This is a genomic window from Marinobacter sp. MBR-105 (assembly GCF_053628895.1).
In genome coordinates this window covers 100,594-119,101 of sequence record NZ_JBRJHG010000005.1, presented here as the reverse complement: position 1 = coordinate 119,101, position 18,508 = coordinate 100,594, and the positions used below count along the sequence as shown (strand labels likewise).

At 53.4% G+C, this 18,508-nt stretch carries 18 protein-coding genes; 17 read left to right on the top strand and 1 reads right to left on the bottom strand.

The features are described 5' to 3' along the window. The first annotated feature begins 66 nt into the window (after window positions 1-66). The 17 genes from ACSSVV_RS07795 (at window position 67) to ACSSVV_RS07715 (ending at window position 17,697) form a co-directional block, all read left to right on the top strand. Window positions 67-528: a hypothetical protein gene (locus ACSSVV_RS07795; RefSeq protein WP_454105921.1), complete on the top strand. Its 462-nt coding sequence runs from the start codon at window positions 67-69 to the stop codon at window positions 526-528. Then, window positions 519-1,250, top strand: a complete 732-nt coding sequence (locus tag ACSSVV_RS07790) for a DNA-directed RNA polymerase subunit alpha C-terminal domain-containing protein (protein ID WP_454105920.1) — start codon at window positions 519-521, stop codon at window positions 1,248-1,250. The genes ACSSVV_RS07795 and ACSSVV_RS07790 overlap by 10 nt, the downstream gene beginning before the upstream one ends. Next, on the top strand, window positions 1,247-1,552 hold the full coding sequence (locus tag ACSSVV_RS07785; protein WP_454105919.1) for a hypothetical protein: 306 nt from the start codon (window positions 1,247-1,249) through the stop codon (window positions 1,550-1,552). The genes ACSSVV_RS07790 and ACSSVV_RS07785 overlap by 4 nt, the downstream gene beginning before the upstream one ends. A gap of 103 nt (window positions 1,553-1,655) precedes the next feature. Continuing rightward, on the top strand, window positions 1,656-1,985 hold the full coding sequence (locus ACSSVV_RS07780; protein ID WP_454105918.1) for a hypothetical protein: 330 nt from the start codon (window positions 1,656-1,658) through the stop codon (window positions 1,983-1,985). A gap of 15 nt (window positions 1,986-2,000) precedes the next feature. Further along, window positions 2,001-2,702: a hypothetical protein gene (locus ACSSVV_RS07775; RefSeq protein WP_454105917.1), complete on the top strand. Its 702-nt coding sequence runs from the start codon at window positions 2,001-2,003 to the stop codon at window positions 2,700-2,702. Between the two features lie 17 nt (window positions 2,703-2,719). Next, window positions 2,720-3,601 carry a 3'-5' exonuclease gene (locus ACSSVV_RS07770; RefSeq protein ID WP_454105916.1) on the top strand — a complete coding sequence of 294 codons (882 nt, stop codon included), beginning with the start codon at window positions 2,720-2,722 and terminating at the stop codon, window positions 3,599-3,601. A 285-nt stretch (window positions 3,602-3,886) separates the two neighbouring features. Continuing rightward, window positions 3,887-9,130: an ADP-ribosyltransferase-containing protein gene (locus ACSSVV_RS07765; protein WP_454105915.1), complete on the top strand. Its 5,244-nt coding sequence runs from the start codon at window positions 3,887-3,889 to the stop codon at window positions 9,128-9,130. Window positions 9,131-9,280: 150 nt separating this feature from the next. After that, window positions 9,281-9,682 carry a hypothetical protein gene (locus ACSSVV_RS07760; protein ID WP_454105914.1) on the top strand — a complete coding sequence of 134 codons (402 nt, stop codon included), beginning with the start codon at window positions 9,281-9,283 and terminating at the stop codon, window positions 9,680-9,682. 11 nt (window positions 9,683-9,693) lie between these two features. Beyond that, window positions 9,694-10,383: a hypothetical protein gene (locus tag ACSSVV_RS07755; protein WP_454105913.1), complete on the top strand. Its 690-nt coding sequence runs from the start codon at window positions 9,694-9,696 to the stop codon at window positions 10,381-10,383. A 9-nt stretch (window positions 10,384-10,392) separates the two neighbouring features. Next, a complete protein-coding gene (locus ACSSVV_RS07750; RefSeq protein ID WP_454105912.1) occupies window positions 10,393-12,534 on the top strand; it encodes a hypothetical protein in 2,142 nt (713 codons plus the stop codon). Between the two features lie 13 nt (window positions 12,535-12,547). After that, complete coding sequence (locus tag ACSSVV_RS07745; protein ID WP_454105911.1) at window positions 12,548-13,942, top strand: hypothetical protein; 1,395 nt, start codon at window positions 12,548-12,550, stop codon at window positions 13,940-13,942. Between the two features lie 171 nt (window positions 13,943-14,113). Continuing rightward, window positions 14,114-14,707: a hypothetical protein gene (locus tag ACSSVV_RS07740; RefSeq protein WP_454105910.1), complete on the top strand. Its 594-nt coding sequence runs from the start codon at window positions 14,114-14,116 to the stop codon at window positions 14,705-14,707. Window positions 14,708-14,771: 64 nt separating this feature from the next. After that, on the top strand, window positions 14,772-14,945 hold the full coding sequence (locus tag ACSSVV_RS07735) for a hypothetical protein (protein ID WP_454105908.1): 174 nt from the start codon (window positions 14,772-14,774) through the stop codon (window positions 14,943-14,945). An 11-nt stretch (window positions 14,946-14,956) separates the two neighbouring features. Then, window positions 14,957-15,625: a hypothetical protein gene (locus tag ACSSVV_RS07730; RefSeq protein WP_454105906.1), complete on the top strand. Its 669-nt coding sequence runs from the start codon at window positions 14,957-14,959 to the stop codon at window positions 15,623-15,625. A gap of 210 nt (window positions 15,626-15,835) precedes the next feature. Next, entirely contained in the window at window positions 15,836-16,339 is a 504-nt protein-coding gene (locus ACSSVV_RS07725; protein WP_454105904.1) for a hypothetical protein, read from the top strand. A 74-nt stretch (window positions 16,340-16,413) separates the two neighbouring features. Then, window positions 16,414-16,695 carry a hypothetical protein gene (locus ACSSVV_RS07720; protein ID WP_454105903.1) on the top strand — a complete coding sequence of 94 codons (282 nt, stop codon included), beginning with the start codon at window positions 16,414-16,416 and terminating at the stop codon, window positions 16,693-16,695. Between the two features lie 300 nt (window positions 16,696-16,995). Beyond that, window positions 16,996-17,697 (top strand): hypothetical protein, encoded by a 702-nt coding sequence (locus tag ACSSVV_RS07715; protein ID WP_454105901.1) that lies wholly within the window; start codon window positions 16,996-16,998, stop codon window positions 17,695-17,697. 102 nt (window positions 17,698-17,799) lie between these two features. Here the strand turns inward: ACSSVV_RS07715 and ACSSVV_RS07710 are convergent, their stop codons facing one another. After that, the gene (locus ACSSVV_RS07710; protein ID WP_454105899.1) at window positions 17,800-18,486 is read right to left on the bottom strand and encodes an outer membrane protein; all 687 of its coding nucleotides are present in this window, start codon (window positions 18,484-18,486) and stop codon (window positions 17,800-17,802) included. Window positions 18,487-18,508 lie beyond the last annotated feature (22 nt).

The following is an 18,508-nucleotide window of genomic DNA, read 5'->3' as shown; positions in this document are numbered from 1 at the left end:
ACAGCCGGCTTTCACCCCATCTCGCTCTGGTAATATGAGGCAGATCACAATTAAAGCTGATAGGCCATGACCAGACACATTTCGCAACCCACTCCAGCTGCACTGGCTGACCCGGAGTCCGAATCAGGTCACCCAATCACCCCCGGCATGAAACTACGACAGTGCCGGCGGTTCTCTGCTGACCCGGTGTATGCCGCTATCAGCCTCCCAGAGCAGGCTAAAAGCATTACGGGGGAACCCGTGGTATTGATCGATGTTTCCTCAACCGGCCTAAGTTTTCTCGCTGCCCCGGAAATATCTATTGGCACCAAATTGCTGGTAGTTCTGGCCGGCTATGGCGTGATTACGGGAAACCTCGATATCGAAATCCTGCGCAAGCAAACAGTCAAAAGGGATCTGCACCGCTATGGCGCAACGATCGATTTTGGCGTCCGCGGTAGTGACGAAGCCTGGGTTAAGCGTCGCTCGTTTGAAATCATTCTTCGGCATTGCCAAAAACACGGGGAGTCGTTAGCACCATGGCGTTAAAAAGCAAAGGCAATCAGCCCCAAACTCCTGAGCCATTGCTTCATGTGTACTATCCGGATGAAAGCTGGCGCCCAAAACGAGAGAAGGTTATCGCCCTTGGTGATCTCAACCAGTCTGTCATCAACGGGCTCATCTCACCTGATCGAAAGCCGTTGCTGATCGTTAACTATCTCGACAAGCCCGGTTGCCCATGGTCCGAATTAACGCCTGTCCTGGGCCGGAGTCTCGTCGTCTGCAGTGCGACTCGCTTCATTCTGCTGGACCGCGCCAAGCTCGACATCCCGGAACTGCGCAACATGGTGAACATTGCGGGTGGCCGCTTCTACATTGAATCGAATACCAAAGAATCCGTTTATGCAGAGTTTGCACACCTGCTAAACCTTGAGACATCGGAAACCATGGCTCCCGCCCTGTACCGGATGAAACTTTGTGAGGGCGTGCGGAAACTGGCAACTGCAATGGAACCAGAGTACCGAAATACCATGCCCGACTTCAGCAATCTGCGCGTCAGCAACGCATTCACTCAGAACAACGTGCGGACACTTAGAGACCTAAGCAACAAGCTTCCTCATCAGATTCTGAGAATGCGAAATTTTGGGATGAAGAGCTTGTTGGCCGTATTTGTTGGTCTGATGAAACTCGCAAAACCTACTATCCTCCAGGAAGAGGCAGCCTGCAGCATCGCATCCAATGAGAATCATCGGGAGAAGCGCACAGCATGACCAATCCACGCAATAACCATACCTGGCACCTGACACCAGAACGTAAACGACAACTGGATACATGCGCAGATAACGGACTGACACTGACGGCGGCCTGCAAGACTCTCGGTTTCGACCGCAAGACCCTGGCCCGGGCCGCTGAACGACAGAATCTCACGGACTGGCTGCAGGAGCGTTTTCCACCATCCCGGATAAGATCGACACTCAAGCGTCGAATTCCGCAGGCCAAAGCGCAATCCATGCAGTTACGGTACGCCACGATGGCCTGGAAGAAGCCGGCCCCAGACGGTCGCCGGGCATAGGATTAAACTTTACAGATAGGGCGTAGTGCCCTATAATGAATTTATGAGTTGAGCTGGCACACGCCAGTGACCACCAGGCACACGCCATTATGAGGAAGCCAAAATGCGTCACCCCGCACCTACACCTATTGATGAAGTCACCCGCACCGCAGGGCTTGTGGCCAACACCCCGGACTGGTTTGAAGACCCCGAATTCAAGACATGGCTCAATGACCGGAAGAACCCCATCTTCACCTGGCACACGAAAGGCACAGAGCCAGACGAGTGGTCAGACATTGTCATTCTGGTTGACCCTAGCCTGAATGGTGAAGGCGTCGGCTCCGATATGCCAGAGCGCTTCTGGAATGCCCTGATTGAACTGTGCAAAGCACACTACAAGCCGAGCACCATGGGAACCCACATTTTCGTCCGTCTGACCAATCATGCAGCTTAAAAGGGAACGGAACCAATGACTTCACTTCGTCGATACATCGAACAGAACGGCGCCACCAGCGACCAACTGGACACACTCGTAGAGGCCACTGCCCGGGTTGCCGCAAAACGCAGTTTCTGGGAAGGCGACCAGGCTGCTGAGGAATTTCTGGAGCGCGCCGGCTGCAAGCGCGATGCTCATACCGATCTTCAAGAGCAGCTGCGTGAAGCCGCCGAACGCCTTGCAAATCGCACAAACGCTGAGGGCCTATCCGAGCAGCTTCAGTTCCTAGAGGCCGAATCCGTGGAAGAGACGGACATTCTGGAGCATCTTGAATTGTCAGTACCCTTCCAGATTTTCCACGCCCGCCAGCCGGCATACCGATACATTTATGTCTTTCGTTGTCTGGCCAAAAACGAAGCTGAAGCCGAAGCTCAATTCGTAGCGATGGGTGGAAGGCCAGAGGATGTATCCGATATTTTGACCTGGGAGCTGGAACCGTACTTCAGCCAGCCGGACGAAGCAGATCAGCGGTTCATTCTTTTCTCCGACCTTGAGGAACGAACCATGAATGGAAAAGGATTCTGGAACATCCGTAAGGGCTGGGTAACCCGCAAAGATGCCTCCGTATTCTCTCGTGAAGAGGCCCTGGCGTATGCGCTTCCACAGTCGCTTGGCCAGGACCGAGTCTGGCTAGACGTTACTCGCGACATTGCCGCCACCTCCGCTGCAGCCTAACTGAAGGAGCCCTACCTATGACATTCCCTCTTGATCGCCTGGCAGACATCCAGGCATCACCGGATGACTACCGCCTGCTGGAGCGCATCAAACTAACGCGTATCCAACCTGATCAGTTTCCAGTGATTCTGGCTCCGGCCATTGGCGATGAAATTGTGATGGTCATCGTCGACGTGGAAACCACGGGGCTCCGCCTGGACAGTTCCGACGTAATCGAACTTGGTCTGGCAGAGATCGAGGTGTCATATTCAACTGGCCAGGTCCACAAGGTGAATCGTGTCGCAAACCATTACAACGACCCGGGCTATCCGATTCCGGAAGAAATCACCAGAATCACAGGCATCACCGATGCGATGGTAGCGGGCCAGAGTATTGGCACGGACGTTTTCGATGACTGGTTTGCCTACGACCCTATGACCCTGGCACACAACGCAAAGTTCGATCGCCCCTTCTTTGAGAAGATTGCACCATCTCGGTATCACAGCTTGCGCTGGTGTTGTTCACTTGAGGAAGCGTCCTGGCAAGAGCTGGGCTATGAAGGCACCAAACTTGAGTACCTGGCACTGAAGCTGGGAGGCTTCTATGAAGGACACCGAGCATCCATCGATTGTTTGGCAACCGCGTGGGTGTTACACCAGAGCCCGCAAGCAATGGGGAACATTCTAACGGCCGAAGGAAAGCGCGAAACCAAGATCAAAGCCATCGGTTCGCCGTTCGATGTTAAAGACACCCTCAAAGATCGCAACTACCGTTGGGACGCTGATGAGAAAGTCTGGCACACCACTGTGGCTCCGGAACAGGAGCCAGAAGAGCGAACCTTCCTCTCGATGACCTACGCTCGTGGCGGCGATCGCGCCTCCATCACCCACCTAACCAGCCGCAACCGCTTCAAAGGCTGACCCCCCAAAGGCGAAGCTCTTGGCTGAGCCGTTTCTGAGTGGCCAGGCTATGCCTGGCCATGAAGGAAGGCCGCCAGGCCGCTGCAAGGGCCAAAGGCCCGCCCAAGGCCGAAGGCCGCCCTCCCGGCAACGCCGGGGCCTAAAAGCAATTCTTTCGTTCCCGCCGTCCAGCAGTGTTCTCTTGTTCGGGTTCTCGTACGTTCAGCCCCGTTTTGGGAGTGTAATTGCCGGTAAACTATAGGCTCCCAAGGTCCACATACCGATTTCCTTCTGCCTGAGGTAACTATGGGCGAGAAACTTGCCACACCACCGCGACTAATCGACACTCCCACCTTTAAGGAGTGGTTTGCTGGTAGCAAATTGCAGGATGCTCTGGGTAACCCTCTGGTGCTCTATCATGGCACTCGCCCGGGAACCGATATCACGGAGTTTGAGGCCCGCCACGAAACGGATGGCATTTATTTTACGCCGGACCCATTGTACGCCGAAGGTTTTACCAATGAGTTATTCACGGATGATGAGCGGGCCGGCGCAATCTTTCCCGTGTACCTGTCCATCAAGAATCCAAAGGTTGTGGTTGCCGATGATGGGGATGATGATTGGCTTGCGTTCGTGGATAGGGGCTTTAACCGCCTCGATTTGATTGAGCAAGGATTCGACGGCGCCATCCTGGTAGAAGCTTCCACGGGCATTATTGACCAGGTTCAGGCCTATTACCCCCATCAGATTAAGTCAGCAATCGGGAACAGTGGCACCTTCGACCCGAGCGTGGCCGATATCCGCTATTCACGCCAGGATCCGCGATACTTGTTTGCTGGCCCCCAGGCGGAAACGTCTGATCTATTGATGCTTGATAAAGCCCGCCTCATGGAACAGAACAAAAGGCCGGCCCCATACATTTTCAAGGAAACCGGTTGGCTTAGAGGCCCGGATGGCCAGTGGCGGTATGAGATTTCCGATCACGATGCCCGGCTAAAGATCGGCATTCCCCAAGCGATCAAGGATGATGCATTCAATCGTGTATACCAGGAAGCTGAGTTCGAGCAAGACACTCATGCAATCAAGGCCATCTATCACCGCAACGATTCAGATTACCTGGCAACGTGGGGGCGCACGAAAGAAGAAGCCGCCATCAACCTGGCCGACGCATTAGCCAAGCGCGATTTCACTGGGTATCGCAGCGTTGCTGATGTCGAGAATGAGATTGTCGAGCTTGGCGATATTCTGGACCACCCCCGGCTGTTTGCCGCCTACCCTCGGCTTCGCGACCTGCTGGTTCACTTCGATCCGAACATGAGCGATGCCGAAAAAGGCGAGTTCAGCTGGGGCCGCGGTATCACTGTTAATGCCCGAATGTCAGCTGGCGAGATTCTCTCTACGCTGCTGCATGAAGTGCAACACAGCATCCAGAGTGCGGAAGGTTTTGCCCGTGGCGGCAGCCCAGAAGAGCGGTTTACCGGGAACGTGAAGTCCATGCTCACTGAGCTGAGCACCGAGCACCGCCGACAGGTAGACCAGTGGATAACGTCCAACATTTTTGTTCTGGACGCTCACCAAAAGGCCAGCGATTTGTTGACCTATGGTTTGATGTATCAGTCCGCTCGTCGCCTTAGAGAGTATGCAAATCGGGACCGCCCCAGCGGTGTACTGCGCCTCATCAAAGATGAGTGCTCCTGGGCATACCACGATATGGTCCGCCAGCATCCTGAGGTTCGACGAAAGTTCGATGAGCTGGACCGAAACTGGATGAGCTTGCCAAAAAGGCACCGCCAAGTAGCCAGGAACCTGTTTATTCGAGAGCAATGCAGCGAAGCTGCTGATCTTTTGGACCAGGTGATACCTGCTGAGGTTTTGAAAAATTTCCGTGCCGACGAACGGCAACTGCGAAGTATGATCAAGGCGCTCGAGCGCGAAGCCAGCCGTGCCCGCGAAAAACTCGCCCCCCTGCGCGAACTTGAGAAAGCTGAACGAGCAGCCAAAGCTCTCAAAGAGCGACACGAATACAGCACGGGATTCCAGATCTATAGATCACTGGCCGGCGAGATCGAAGCCCGTAATACCCAGACACGACAAATTATGACCCCGGAGGAACGGAGGCAAACACCACCAGAGCTCACCGCTGACATCAAACGCGATGAAGCCATTGTCGTTATGCGCGGTCGCGAAGGCTCCACCGTTGAGATTCCCCATCAGATGGCGAATGTGACACCGCTGGGCTATCTGAGATCGGCATCAACTGGCGGCAACCGGTTAACGGTGGAGGATGCGCAATACTGGTGTAATCGGCTACTGGGCAGCTGGAAGGGGCGCCCGGACATTCATGTGGTCAGTCGCATTAGCGAACTGCCGACTCCCTTGCAGAAGGATATCTGGACCCAGAGGGCAGCCCGAGATGTTCGAGCGGCTTTCTGGAAAGACAACATCTACATCCTCGCTCCCCGCATTGAAAACCGAAACAAGCTCGAAGAAGTGCTCCTGCATGAGATTGTTGGGCACTACGGACTGCGGGCACTTCTCGGGGATCACCTGGAGCCGACGTTAGAGCGGATTTACCAGGATATGGGTACCGATCCCATTGCCGAGCAAATCAAAGCCATCTATTTTGGCAATCCGCCATTCGATGCGACGAACCCGGAACACCGCCAGCTGGTCGCAGAGGAAATGATGGCCAAGCTCGCTGAAACCGCCGAATACCGGGCGATTTCGGAATGGGAGCGCTTTGAGAGCCAGACACGAAATGGACTCCGCCAAATGGGTTTCCAGCTGCCTTTGCAGAAAGCGGATCTGCTCAATATCCTTTATGGAGCTGAGCAGGTAGTTCGTAATGGTGGCCTATCTCTCCAGTCATCCGACTATATCCCGCAAACCCAAACGCCCGCGTTTCGCCAGTGGTTCGGTCAGAGCAAGGTGGTGGATGAAGCAGGCCTTCCCCTAGTGGTTTACCACGGCACCGGTTCCGATTTTTCGGTATTCAAACCCTCCGAAGGCGGTACTTTAGGCGGCGGCATGTACTTCACGTCAAGCCCGGAGAAGGCTTCCGAGTTTGCCCAGCACAAAGCTGCGCCAGACATCGTGGATACAGACGACGGTGGTTTCGAGTTAGTTGAAACCGATCAGTCCGCCGCCGTCATGCCGGTCTATCTGAAGATGGAAAACCCGATTTACGCCCGGGACATGGCCCTGACAGATGGTATTGCCGAAGTTAAAGCAAAAGGTCACGATGGCATTATTTTCAATGACTACTTCGTGGTCTTTGAACCTGAGCAAGTCAAATCAGCCATCGGGAACAGCGGCAGCTTTCAACCTGACAACCCGGATATCCGGTTCCTACGCACATTCCACGGGTCACCCCACAAATTCGATCGCTTCAGCCTGGCCGCTATTGGCTCCGGCGAAGGCGCTCAAGGCTACGGTTGGGGGCTGTATTTCGCTGGGAACCGCGAGATCGCTGAATATTACAGAGAGGTTCTCAAGGGCCACCCGCAGATTAAAGTCCGTGATCAACTGTATCGTAGTTTTGGCGAGCTTTTCCCTGAGGCATCCGGAATTGCCAAGGGCAAAGCTGCCTCAGCTTTCAAAAGAGCGAACGGTGATATCGATGAGACGCTTCGACTCCTTCACGAGAATTATGAAATTGCCCGGGACCTGGGAACTCCAGAGAGGGTTCAACGGGCAAAGGACATCCTTGATGAAGCCGTAGAGATTGTTGGGAAAGCTCAAGCGATGGGAGCCGAGGTGGTTGCACCCGATTCGTACCTCTATGAAGTCGAGATACCGGATGACAGCGACCTGCTGGACCGGGACGCACCGCTGAGCCAACAGCCGGATTCGGTCAAAGAGAAGCTGGCCACCATCGACTTTCCTCTTACCTCGACAAGCTCGTACGCAGAGCAGATTGGTCTGGGGCTGGACCCATTCGACCCGAACACGATCAATGCCGGAACCGGCGCGGACCTTCAAGCTGCGATCGCGAAGGCCGCCGATGAGCAGACGTTCAACCGGGAAGGGCCTATCTGGGATATGGTAAAGGATGATCCCAATCGCCTGAACTACAACCTGTCGCAACTGACATCCATGTATTTGAACAGTGTCGGGATTCCGGGCCTTCGATACCGCGATGGCGGAAGTCGTACACGCGAAGCAGATGCAACCTTCAACTACGTCATTTGGGATGAATCGGTTGTGTCGGTTCAAGCCGTGAACGACGAAATGTTGCAGGCTGAGCACCAAGCCCGCCATGACGTTGTTCGGTATAGTCGAACAGGCAGTCCTAGCAGCTGGATACCGGAATACGCAGAGCGTCGCATCCAAGAGCTTGCAGATCAGGTCGAATCCGCTTATGCCTCTGGCGACCTGGAACTTGCCGAAACGCTGGATGCAGAGCTGGAAGAATCCTATGACGCCTTGGAACATTATCTCCTGCAGGCCGAAGAGGACGGGGTAGCTGAACTCGCAACCAATTTTGGCCAACAGCACCCTTCCATGGCACGGTGGCTCCATTACACCGGTTCGGTAGACGATGCGGAGGTGAGCTTGTCTGATGTTCTTGCAGACACTTACGAGCAGTTTGTTGATCCTGCGTGCTGGCTTGATCGTGATGCCGCGATCACCAACGGCCGGTCGAATATTGAGTTGTTCGGTGGCTCCACTCAGGGTGTCAGCGATGACCAAGTCCTTGACGCCATGAAAGACGCATACGAGCACTCCGGTGCTCGATTGGCCGCCAAACGTCCATCGGCACAGAGCGCGTTTGGGCGAGATACCAACAGCTTCCTGTCCTCCTTAAAGGTTGGTCACAATTCCGGTTTCCGGGCTACCGACCCCATGGCTAATTCAATCCTTGCTCACATGGACGATACCGAGATTCGTATGATGCTCAAGGAAGAAAAGGGTATCGATGCGGCCGGATTGACTCGGGGGAACCTGGTCATACTTGCTGAACAGCATGGCATTCACACAATCCAGAACGATTTATTCCGCGATCTCATCCAGATTTCGCTGGACCGTTGGGCAGCCGGAAGGGATAGCGCAACGGAGGCGTTGTCGATGATTGAGAGCAAGATCTCCCAAGGTGCCTATGATTACGACGAGCTGGCGGTCGAGAAGCTAAGGCAGGCAGTTAAGCTCCAGCAGGCCCTGGCGAGTCCTGCGATAAATGATCCGGCACATCCATCACCTGAAGCGTGCTTCCGGGCTTTCCTGAATCAAGAGTTGGCCTACCAGGAGTCATGCCTTGAAGTTGCCGTTCAAGACTCCCAGGCCGATATGGTCAGCGCTCGCCGGGAACAAAAAGCCTATAAAGATGAGATTGCGAGTTTACGTCGCCACCTCGGAATGCTGGATGCCGGGATGACAGTTGAACAGATTAGAGTCAATGGCCTTCAGAACGATAGGCGGTCACCGAGCATCAACAGTTCAGCAGTACAAGTTTCACTGATTGAGGATCATCTCAAAAAACAGGCTGCGTATCACTCAGCCATAACACCCGGCGAGGAGGAGTCAGCAGGCCCCCGCAACTCCGGCCCCTGAATAATCAGGGGCTCAACTCTAAAGTCCGATATATCGAACAAGGCACCGCCTACCCCATCCCTATTCGCGCTGGATACCGTATTCTATGTTCAAAATATGGTATCCAATGCGGCAACTATTGCGTTGCCTCATATTGCACGGAGTATGGCTATGACGATTAACTGGGTGTGCGCAAAATCAGGCAAAGATTTAACCAATCAACTTGTCCACCTATACCTTCCAGGCGGACAACGTATCACCGGTATCTTTGATGGCGCTCGGTACCTAATGATTGTCACTGCGCACCGCGCTGGACACTCATCTCATGTAAGCACTCAGATCGCCCCGGAGAAGCTGGCCGTTTGCAGAAAGGCGGGCACCGACTCAATGGACACATTCATGGCCGTTGCTGGCTCGCCCGTAGGAGCAGAGCTCTGGAACACTCGGGAGCTTGCCGAAGGCCTGGTGGGTGAATACAAGGTGGTTCTGGATCGCTTCTTCAGTTCTGGTGACACCTATGCTTCGCTCCAGGCAAGCAACTTGACCCACCTCCCCCTTCAAGTCGCCGCATAGGAGCTATATACATGGGTACCGTCTCCTGGTTGTGCGCAAAATCGCGGAAAAGCATACCGGCTCCGGAAGCGGCGCCGAATCCTATGAAGGACTGCCGGGTTCATCTGTTTTTGCCAAACGAAGTGCGGATTACCGGGCACCTCACCGGATATGGACTTCTTTCAGTAGATCGCGCCTTTAACGAGCAAGGTCACCCGATCCTGATTCCCTACGAAATAAATGTGCCGGAATACATAGCGGAGATTGAGGGTTGCGATCAGGAAGCAGCGTTTGAGCACGTAAAAGTGATTCGCGATGACCAATTTACCGGTTCAGAGAGCTATACGCGGTTGCCCTACAGCCTACCCTGCCCGTATCAGGGCACCTCTTACCCGCCAGCAATCAAAGCTGAACACCTATATAACGGTGACTATTTCGCTGCCTGGGCCGATGAGTTTGGGAGCCCCTGTATCAATAATCAAGAGCGCGCCTACGAGGTCAAACAGCTGGTCATGGAGTTTATTGAGGAACACCTGTCCAGTACCGAGATTCAGAACTTGATCAACGGCGACAGCACTCTGGTAGAGCTCATGGAAGATCACGAAGCTCGACCATTTATCAGTGCACGCTCTGCTGAGTATGCATTCCTGATGTTATTGCACGACAACGACACCGAAATGCGCTTAACCGAGTTAGCCAACAGCGCCGGCCCAGCACTTTAAGGAACAGCCATGACTGTCAATGTGAAAAATCTACAGGACCATGTACGCCGTGTGATGGAAACTCACGTATCTGAGATTGACCAGGTAACCCTGCTGGCCCAGATCGGTATAAGTCAGGAAATAATCAGAGGCCTTAACCTTCCGGTACCGCCAGCTACTGCGGAAATCGCAATCAGAACAGCAGATGATCTTGAAAACCGCTTACTTCAGCTCGACGAGCCTTGGGAAACGCGATACCGGCTAACGCGTCAACTCGATCGACTGCTGGCGCACGCCATCAAGCACCCCGGTGGCATCAAGCGGTGCCACCGGTTGCACAGCAGCCTCATGGATAATGTGAGACGAACAGCCTTGGCTGACACCCATCAGCTCTCTGTCGTTGGGTTTATGGATAGCAAATACGGTCGCGATGCATTGAAACGCTGGGGTAAAGCAGCCAGAGAAGCCCATCCTGACGACCTGGACAGCTTTCACGCAATGGTGTCCAAGGGCCTGGATGAAGCGCGCATCGTTCAGTTTGAGACCTACATTGATAGTCAGTTTCCGCCCCACAGTGAAGCCCCGCCAACACTATCTGAGGCGGACGCAATCACCCTGGCGCGTGAATACTGCATGCTCTGGATGGCCCAAAACGGAAAGGACTCACTTTCCACAATCTCTGATCCCGAGACCCGAATCTTGCAGGTGATGATCAACGGTATGCGAGAGAATCGATGGGAGCTGCCACTTGTCGAGGGCATTTTGACGCCGGATTACTGGCAAGGGGCCATCAATAACGGCCTCAAAGTTGACCTACCCGACCGCCAGTACATTCTTCGGGAACAATGTCCGCTTCAAACGGTACTCGACGCCTATCAACAGCAAACTCTTGCTGGCGGCCTTGGCGCTAACCGAGGTGATGTTGTGGTCCATTATCTGGATGACCACAACGGGCAACAGTTTGAATTTTGTCCCACCGAGCTTATTGGTGGCGCCGGCAATCATATTGCGGTTATGCGAGGGGTCACCGGCCCCGAAATCGTATACCGATTACACCCCGACGTGGATAACTTTCTCGTCGTAACCGCGCCCAATCGAACCATCGGTGTTATGGATGCTGCGCCATACGTGCGAGATCCAGAGGCCTTGAAGGATGCCATCAGTCGGATAGCAAAGAATCTCCCGTATAAGGCCAAACCTGATCAGCTGGCCAACGAAATTGTTTTGCTCCAGGAAGACCTTGTCAACGCGGGTACCACGGCTGACACGTCTGGCGTGAATCGCTTAATCGAGTTGCAAGGGCGAATCATTGAGGCGGCGAAATGTACCAGGCCAAATCAGCCACAAGCCCTCGAACTGGCGAAACTTGCCCTGGTGGCATCCGGTGGCGACAACTTTGAAAGCAAACAGCTGCAATTTGCTGTTGACCCAAATCTAGGAAACCTGATCCAAGAGAATGGCCCACATGCGGAGTTGATTTTGAGCCAAAACAGCGATGGCTCACTCGATGTGATGATTGCAAAAGCGACAGCTCAGGGTGCATCGAGCAAGGCAGATATTCTTGCTGCGCGAAAAGGTATCTTCCAAGCTGAGCTCACCCCTACCGTCAGTGAGCTGATGAACACACTTGGGCTAGGCTCTATTGGCAAACGAACAACCGGCGTACCAGGCATGAGCGTCGTTGCACCTACAGCGGCAGGGAAAATGGTTCGCGTTGGACATTGGCTGGACGCCCCAGAGCGAGCGGAACTCTCTCAACGGTCAGCCGTTGAAATCCTTGCGCATGCACAGAAGACCCAGGGTGACCGCTTCCGAACAGGCAATCCAGATCAAATCATTCGCATCAAGGAAGGGCTCGTGGGTGCCCTGCATGGAAGTCACACCCATCCGGAAGAACTGAACGACATATATGATGAGCTCGACTTTTCCGGTGACCTGATCATGCCTGCCGAGGCCGGCGACAAAGGAGAGTACAAAGCTATCCACCTTAACCCTTATGTATTCACATGCCTTAATGATCAACAAATCCGTGCGGCCGTGAATCTCAAGGTGCTCCAGGCGGGCCTCTCCAACAATGCTACAAAAGAGATAATTAATACCGTGAACACGGCTGACTGGACAGAAAGTGCAGAGCCTTTTATGAGCAACCCTGCCAGCCCTGGCATGGCATAACAGGAACCACGGCATGTATAAGGAACTCCACCGCAGCGTATTTGTCCGGCCGGAACAGCTGATCGGGGAAACGGTAAATCTCACGCCCAATCTGGGTGTTGCGCTTTATATTGACCCCTCCTACCAGAGCAATCCAGTTCTTGAAATAGCTCAGCTACAGTTGAATCGAACGCGAAATGTCGTAAACAGCTTTCAGGAAGACCGAAAACTGGTGACCTGGGACTCCAAGGAACGGGACGACTTTTATGCTGAAGCTATGCGTACCAACTTGCTCTCGAAGTTCCTTGGCGTTCGCAGACAACACTGGGCCCACGTTAACGCCGGAGTGAACCTGATTTTCTATGACGTGGCCAGCAATGTGACGAGCAACCTTCATCAAATGGCCACAACGCCGTCAAACTTTGCAAAAGAAGTGGACGGGTCAATCATCTGGAAAGCAATTTCGACCACATTTAATAATGAGGCATCCATCGCTGAAAATCTCCTGGTCAGCGGCCTAACACCAGAATCCGCATCAGCCGTTATATCCGGCATCTTTAAGGCCGCCGAGGCACTCCCTGAAGTGTATCGCGATCCCCAAAAATTACAGGCGGTTCTCGATTGGGGGCAGGCATACTCAAGGGAGCTCATAAAAACCGGAAAGACCTATGGCGACTACGTGAACAACGTTCGACTGGACACGTTGCAGCTACAAGCAGCCAAAGATTATTTTGGCCCGCGAATGGATGACATTGAGATCATTGCGGTCACCCCTGCCCCGCAAAGTGAGGTCGACATTTTAACAAACGGAGAACGCGACCCAGATGATTTCTCTGGTTATTTTGCTGTTCGCGGGCACTGGTATGAGGGTGAACACTGCAAAGGCATTCTGGCTCCGACAGATGCACGTAGAGAGGGCTTTAACATAGGGCCGGCATACCTTCGCCAATATCAAAACATCCTCAACAGCATGGTTCAGCACGCAGCGCACGGCGCCCGTCCGACGCTAGGGGGAATCACCGAAGACACCAAGTTACCGATATCCATTGATCTGCCGGTCGAGCTGGCGGAACAGCGGCTGGGATATCTCAAACAGTTTAACCGGGCTGATCGATATCCAGATGCATTTCGCGAGCTTCGAGAAATTGTTACCGCCAGCTCCCTTCAGCGCCCAGTTGATCTGTCCCTATTCAGGGATTGCTCACTGAGACACCCCCCTGCTCTGCGATTCGCTGAAAACTATGACCTTGCGGTGATCGAAAAAGCATGTGCCAAAGCGCAGCGCCACCTGGAAAAAGTACAAGGCAATCCGGATTCCACAGAACGAGACATTGCCAAGGCTGAGCTACTAGCAAATTCTTACGAAACCTGGCGGCAGGCACACCCTGACTACGAGCCGGCAGATCATCCTTATCAGAGCCAAGGTTGATGAGCAGCTCCAGATTCTCGCCGTCAGCGATCTGGAGCCAATCAACAAACTGTCTTCGCGAACCATGATTCATAGTTGACACAATAGGTCGTATAGACCTATACTTAAACCGTAAATCGAGCTGGCCACCGCCAGCGATAACAAGGCAACCGCCAACGCGAGGAAACGACAATGTCAGCCATGACTCCCATTCTTGTGCCCCTGACCCCAGACCAAATTTCCGAATTGGTACTGGCTTGTACTTTTATGGACGCTGAGAACGAAGCTTTTGTCAGCGCCGAATCCCTGCTCAATACTCTTAATCAGGAGCCGCTTACCCGCGAGCAAACATACGTCCGTGACAACTATGGAAAATGTCCCGCATGCCAGAGCACCGACATCGTCGGTGACAGCGTCGAGATTAATGGAAACCTTGCACACCAGGGCGTTAACTGCAACGAGTGCGGAGCTGTCTGGTGTGATGAATACCAGCTCACAAGAGTTATCGATGCTGAGGGGTTCGACCCAGGTGAACCGGTAGACACCGAAGATCAATACAGCGTTCTGATCAAGGCAACAGTCACCAGCATCAAATGGGACGCTGACAACCCCGAAGACACTGCCGATCTGGACGACGCCATGACCGTCGAAGTTCAGGTAGCCGGCGACAACGCCCCACCAGATGAAAGCGACATTGAAGACGCTGTCAGCGATGCGATTACCAACCAAACCGGCTTCTGCCACAAAGGCTTCCAGATGACCTACGAGGTCGCCCCGAAAAAATGAATACCAGGCCAGCGGCTGCGTTGACGCTGCTGGCCACGCCCCCTTACAAACGTAGAGGTGAACCATGAAAGCAACTGACTTTGATCAGCACCCTGAATTGGGTGACAACTTCTGGGGTAGCGATCCGCAATTCCCTGTAGCTGACTGGCAGCAGGAAGTGGCCAACGATGACACGCGGCTTGGGTACTGGGACTGGGTACAGGTCCAGCGCGAGCAAGCCGACGACGAACACGAATGAGGAAACTAGGAATGACGGATCTGATCGTAAAGCTCATCCCACAAGTTCCAACAAAGAACCTGAATCCAAACGATCGCGAACTAGCCTGGGAGGCGATTTCGGTATTTGTGAGTGATGACACTCCGACAGAGAGCCTCGAAGACGAAGCTCTCGACGCTTTTCATGACAAAGTCGCCGTAAAGTGCCTTGAAGACTTTCATTACGAAGTTTGGAAAGGAGGTACTTGCCTCACTGATGCAGAACCCCTTGCCCCTCACATTGAGCAGCAAGTGGATGACGCAGCTTCGCTCCAAAAACTGATCGCAGCAGCCAACGAACTCAACACTCGCGGCTGGAGTAAGCACCGTATTTGCGAGTCGATTCGTTCCCAGTTGACCGACACCAGTTACGCCGATCGACTGAAAGCCTGGGACATCAAGCACCTCGAAATCTTCATTGATGTGGTCAGCGGCGTCAGCATGAATGAGATTCGAGAGAAGCACCAAGCGGCATCCGCGCAACGTTCAGCGTCGCTCTACAAAGGTCTGACGAAGATCGCGAAATATTGCGAGATCGACCAACGACTCCGGAAAACGTTTGCGCGCGGAAAAATCCCAGAGAGTGCAAAACCCGAGTGGGTGGCATTGGCAAAAGAAGCCCTGCAACGGGAGAAACAACCAAAGGAAACCTCCTCCGTTTAAACGAACTAGACGGTAGAACGTCCGCCTACGGACGCTGCAGCATGGTAGCAGTTTATAGTGCGCTCAACACAGATCTGTCGGGCGCATTATAGCCACAAATACTTCGTTCCTCGCTCTTGCAAAGCAGGTCTCATAGCCCTATAATTAATACTACATTGAGCTGGCACCCGCCAGCGATACCAAGGCAACCGCCAACGTGAGGAAAACTCTATGAACAACCGTTCCGTATTCTTCCCTGTTTTTCATCCCAAAAGCGAATTACGCAATGGACTGATTACGACCACCGGCCTGTCAGTCGACCTGGTGGAAACCTATGACTTTGACTCCCGCGAGCACACCAAGGCGATTGAGCTGGCAGCCATCAATAGCAAAGGCAGCGTGTCCACAGGCTTCCTACGCATCCCTGCAGAGGAAGCGGTTCTTCGGGAACTGGCCGCTACGTTTCTGACTGCCGCCGACGAAGTGTCTGGCAAAGATGCGTCGAGCCTTGTTCACCAGTTAACTCAGCAACTCGAAGAAGCCACCGATCGCGAATCCGTGCAGGAGAGTCTGGACGATCTGATCTATGAGGTGGAAGCCAACGACAAACGTGCGTCGTCGATCAACAACCAGGGGATCTACCACCAGGTTTTATACTTAATCAAAAAGGGATACCGCCCCCAGCTGGCCATTATGCTTGAGGAACTGACCGGTGAGCCGGCCCAGGTTGCCTGATCGCCAGCAACCCGTCCGCTGCAGGGCCACCCTGGCCCTGCTCTACTCCACTCAAATTCCAATCGGTGACCCCCATGCCCACACCACATTATAATGTAGCCTTGGCAGACCTGCTTGCGAGCCGCATCCAGGCTGAGAGTAAAGCGGAATTGGCTTCAGCCATCGCCACGGCCCTAACCGATGTATTGACTGACCCCAACACCTGTAATCTCCATCTCGTGCTGGACGTTCTCGCAGACTACGAGATGCTGCTGCACAACAGGCGCATTGATGCAACGGGGCGCCACCCTGCATCCGAGGTAACCAAGGCCCGCATCGCTCTCTCTGCGTTGCTAGAGCCGGGAACCAGTAGCTAACGCAATGCTTGTGGCATACTCCTGAGACGAAGCCTATGGCTGAGTCGATGCTGAGCGGTCAGGGCTCTGCCTGACCGTGAAGGAAGGCCGAAGGCCGCCGCAAGGGCCAAAGGCCCGCACGACTCCCCGAAATACGTTAGACTGGGGATAAAGCGACGATGCATAGACAAATGCACATCGCTTCACCCGCTCAAAGAACAAAGGTCTTTACGTGCTTCTGGCACGGACAGCAGGACTCGATATTGCCACGCAAGCTCATCACAGTCATGCATCATGTGGAACAGCAGGCACCAGTAAGTTATGGCAATTATTCTGTATGAAAAAGGGGATTTATCCTCAGGCTTTTACGGCTATCGCGTTGTGGTTGCTATCCGCGGCAAGCATTATCAAAAATGGTTCACATTGAAGCACCCCAACAATGTTCCTTTTGATATCTGGCACCACTATCAACATACCCGTGCTCGGTATTACGAAGCACGTTGGTTAGCACGCAGCGCAGCTTGTCAGTACATTGATTTCATTTCAACAAATGCACCAACAACAAAGCCCCTGCGCGGACTCGGCTTTCACGGTATGACGATTGGGATCGGCCGGGGTAATCGATGCCATCACGATCAATGTTATTTTCACATTAACAAGAAAGGGAGTGCGACTCGAATCTGGATTACAGAAGATCGGACGTTTTCAGCGGCCTGGGAAATGGGCATCCGTTCGTGGGGCAAATTGTATGAGATTCGCGAGAAGGATATTCAGCAGAAGCTCAACAACCCCCCATCACCAGAGATATTCAAGAAGCTGCGCGTTCACATGAACGAGAACGAAGGAAAGGATTTTCCTCCAAGTGTATTGCGGCACGTTTTCGCGGAGAAGCGACTGCAGATTTCGAACAAGCGCGCCCAGTCGGCACTAGACAAGCCAGTTTCAGACGATGAGATTCTAGGCTTCTATTCCAACCTGGAACGTGAAATTGCTGTGTATAAAGAGTCCGCCCAGAAGCAGTAACACCTTGGAATGAATGATGGATGTGCCTGAATTGATGAACACGCGGCAATCCATAAAAAAGCCCTCTTTCGAGGGCTTCTGACCTTAGCTGATCATGGTCCGCTAGAAACGACCAATTAATCCGATCGCAAATCGGTTGGCTGCAGGCTCAAGATCAAAATCCTGATCTACGCCATCAAAGGTTTCTTCGTCAAAGAATGTTCTGGAATACTGGAAGCGGATAGACAGGTTATCTGCAAGACCGGCTTGTAGACCAACGCCAACGGATGGGCCAGCCAAGGTTTCCTCGGAGCGCTTTGCCCCGCCGGCATTCTGATCGAGAACTTCGATATCCAGGTATTGGTAACCAACCAGACCGTAGATCTCGACACTACTGTTCACTTGAGAAAGTTCATGCCCGAACAGGATCGCGCCACCGTAACCCAAGTCTGATTCGACGGTTCGCTTACTGATATTCGATTCAGCCATGTACTCTGCATTGTCCTGGCCAATGGCGCCCTCGAAGGCCACGAAACCACGATTGATATTGAACCGATAGCCTCCGTAGACGCGGTAGCCGAAACCACTCATTTGATTACTTTCTTCAGTTTCGACGACCTGAACACTGTTTACCGTTGTCTGAGTTGTTGTGTCGAGCCCGATATCCGCCCACCCGGCTTCAGCACCCACGTAAACGCTTCCGGATGAGCGATCGTTAACAAACGTGTAGCCCTGGGCAGCAGCCAGCCCGGATGCACCCATCGCAGACACGGCGAGAACTGAAAGAATAGAAGTTTTGAGCATTTTCATATGGTTGACTCCGTTATCAATT

What these genes read in the sequence shown, in the direction of transcription:
- ACSSVV_RS07790 (WP_454105920.1), top strand. Translation starts at nt 519, where the DNA reads ATGGCGTTAAAAAGCAAAGGCAATCAGCCCCAAACTCCTGAGCCATTG.
- ACSSVV_RS07785 (WP_454105919.1), top strand. Translation starts at nt 1,247, where the DNA reads ATGACCAATCCACGCAATAACCATACCTGGCACCTGACACCAGAACGT.
- ACSSVV_RS07750 (WP_454105912.1), top strand. Translation starts at nt 10,393, where the DNA reads ATGACTGTCAATGTGAAAAATCTACAGGACCATGTACGCCGTGTGATG.
- ACSSVV_RS07760 (WP_454105914.1), top strand. Translation starts at nt 9,281, where the DNA reads ATGACGATTAACTGGGTGTGCGCAAAATCAGGCAAAGATTTAACCAAT.
- ACSSVV_RS07710 (WP_454105899.1), bottom strand. Translation starts at nt 18,486, where the DNA reads ATGAAAATGCTCAAAACTTCTATTCTTTCAGTTCTCGCCGTGTCTGCG.
- ACSSVV_RS07755 (WP_454105913.1), top strand. Translation starts at nt 9,694, where the DNA reads ATGGGTACCGTCTCCTGGTTGTGCGCAAAATCGCGGAAAAGCATACCG.
- ACSSVV_RS07775 (WP_454105917.1), top strand. Translation starts at nt 2,001, where the DNA reads ATGACTTCACTTCGTCGATACATCGAACAGAACGGCGCCACCAGCGAC.
- ACSSVV_RS07725 (WP_454105904.1), top strand. Translation starts at nt 15,836, where the DNA reads ATGAACAACCGTTCCGTATTCTTCCCTGTTTTTCATCCCAAAAGCGAA.
- ACSSVV_RS07780 (WP_454105918.1), top strand. Translation starts at nt 1,656, where the DNA reads ATGCGTCACCCCGCACCTACACCTATTGATGAAGTCACCCGCACCGCA.
- ACSSVV_RS07770 (WP_454105916.1), top strand. Translation starts at nt 2,720, where the DNA reads ATGACATTCCCTCTTGATCGCCTGGCAGACATCCAGGCATCACCGGAT.
- ACSSVV_RS07765 (WP_454105915.1), top strand. Translation starts at nt 3,887, where the DNA reads ATGGGCGAGAAACTTGCCACACCACCGCGACTAATCGACACTCCCACC.
- ACSSVV_RS07795 (WP_454105921.1), top strand. Translation starts at nt 67, where the DNA reads ATGACCAGACACATTTCGCAACCCACTCCAGCTGCACTGGCTGACCCG.
- ACSSVV_RS07740 (WP_454105910.1), top strand. Translation starts at nt 14,114, where the DNA reads ATGTCAGCCATGACTCCCATTCTTGTGCCCCTGACCCCAGACCAAATT.
- ACSSVV_RS07730 (WP_454105906.1), top strand. Translation starts at nt 14,957, where the DNA reads ATGACGGATCTGATCGTAAAGCTCATCCCACAAGTTCCAACAAAGAAC.
- ACSSVV_RS07745 (WP_454105911.1), top strand. Translation starts at nt 12,548, where the DNA reads ATGTATAAGGAACTCCACCGCAGCGTATTTGTCCGGCCGGAACAGCTG.
- ACSSVV_RS07720 (WP_454105903.1), top strand. Translation starts at nt 16,414, where the DNA reads ATGCCCACACCACATTATAATGTAGCCTTGGCAGACCTGCTTGCGAGC.
- ACSSVV_RS07715 (WP_454105901.1), top strand. Translation starts at nt 16,996, where the DNA reads ATGGCAATTATTCTGTATGAAAAAGGGGATTTATCCTCAGGCTTTTAC.
- ACSSVV_RS07735 (WP_454105908.1), top strand. Translation starts at nt 14,772, where the DNA reads ATGAAAGCAACTGACTTTGATCAGCACCCTGAATTGGGTGACAACTTC.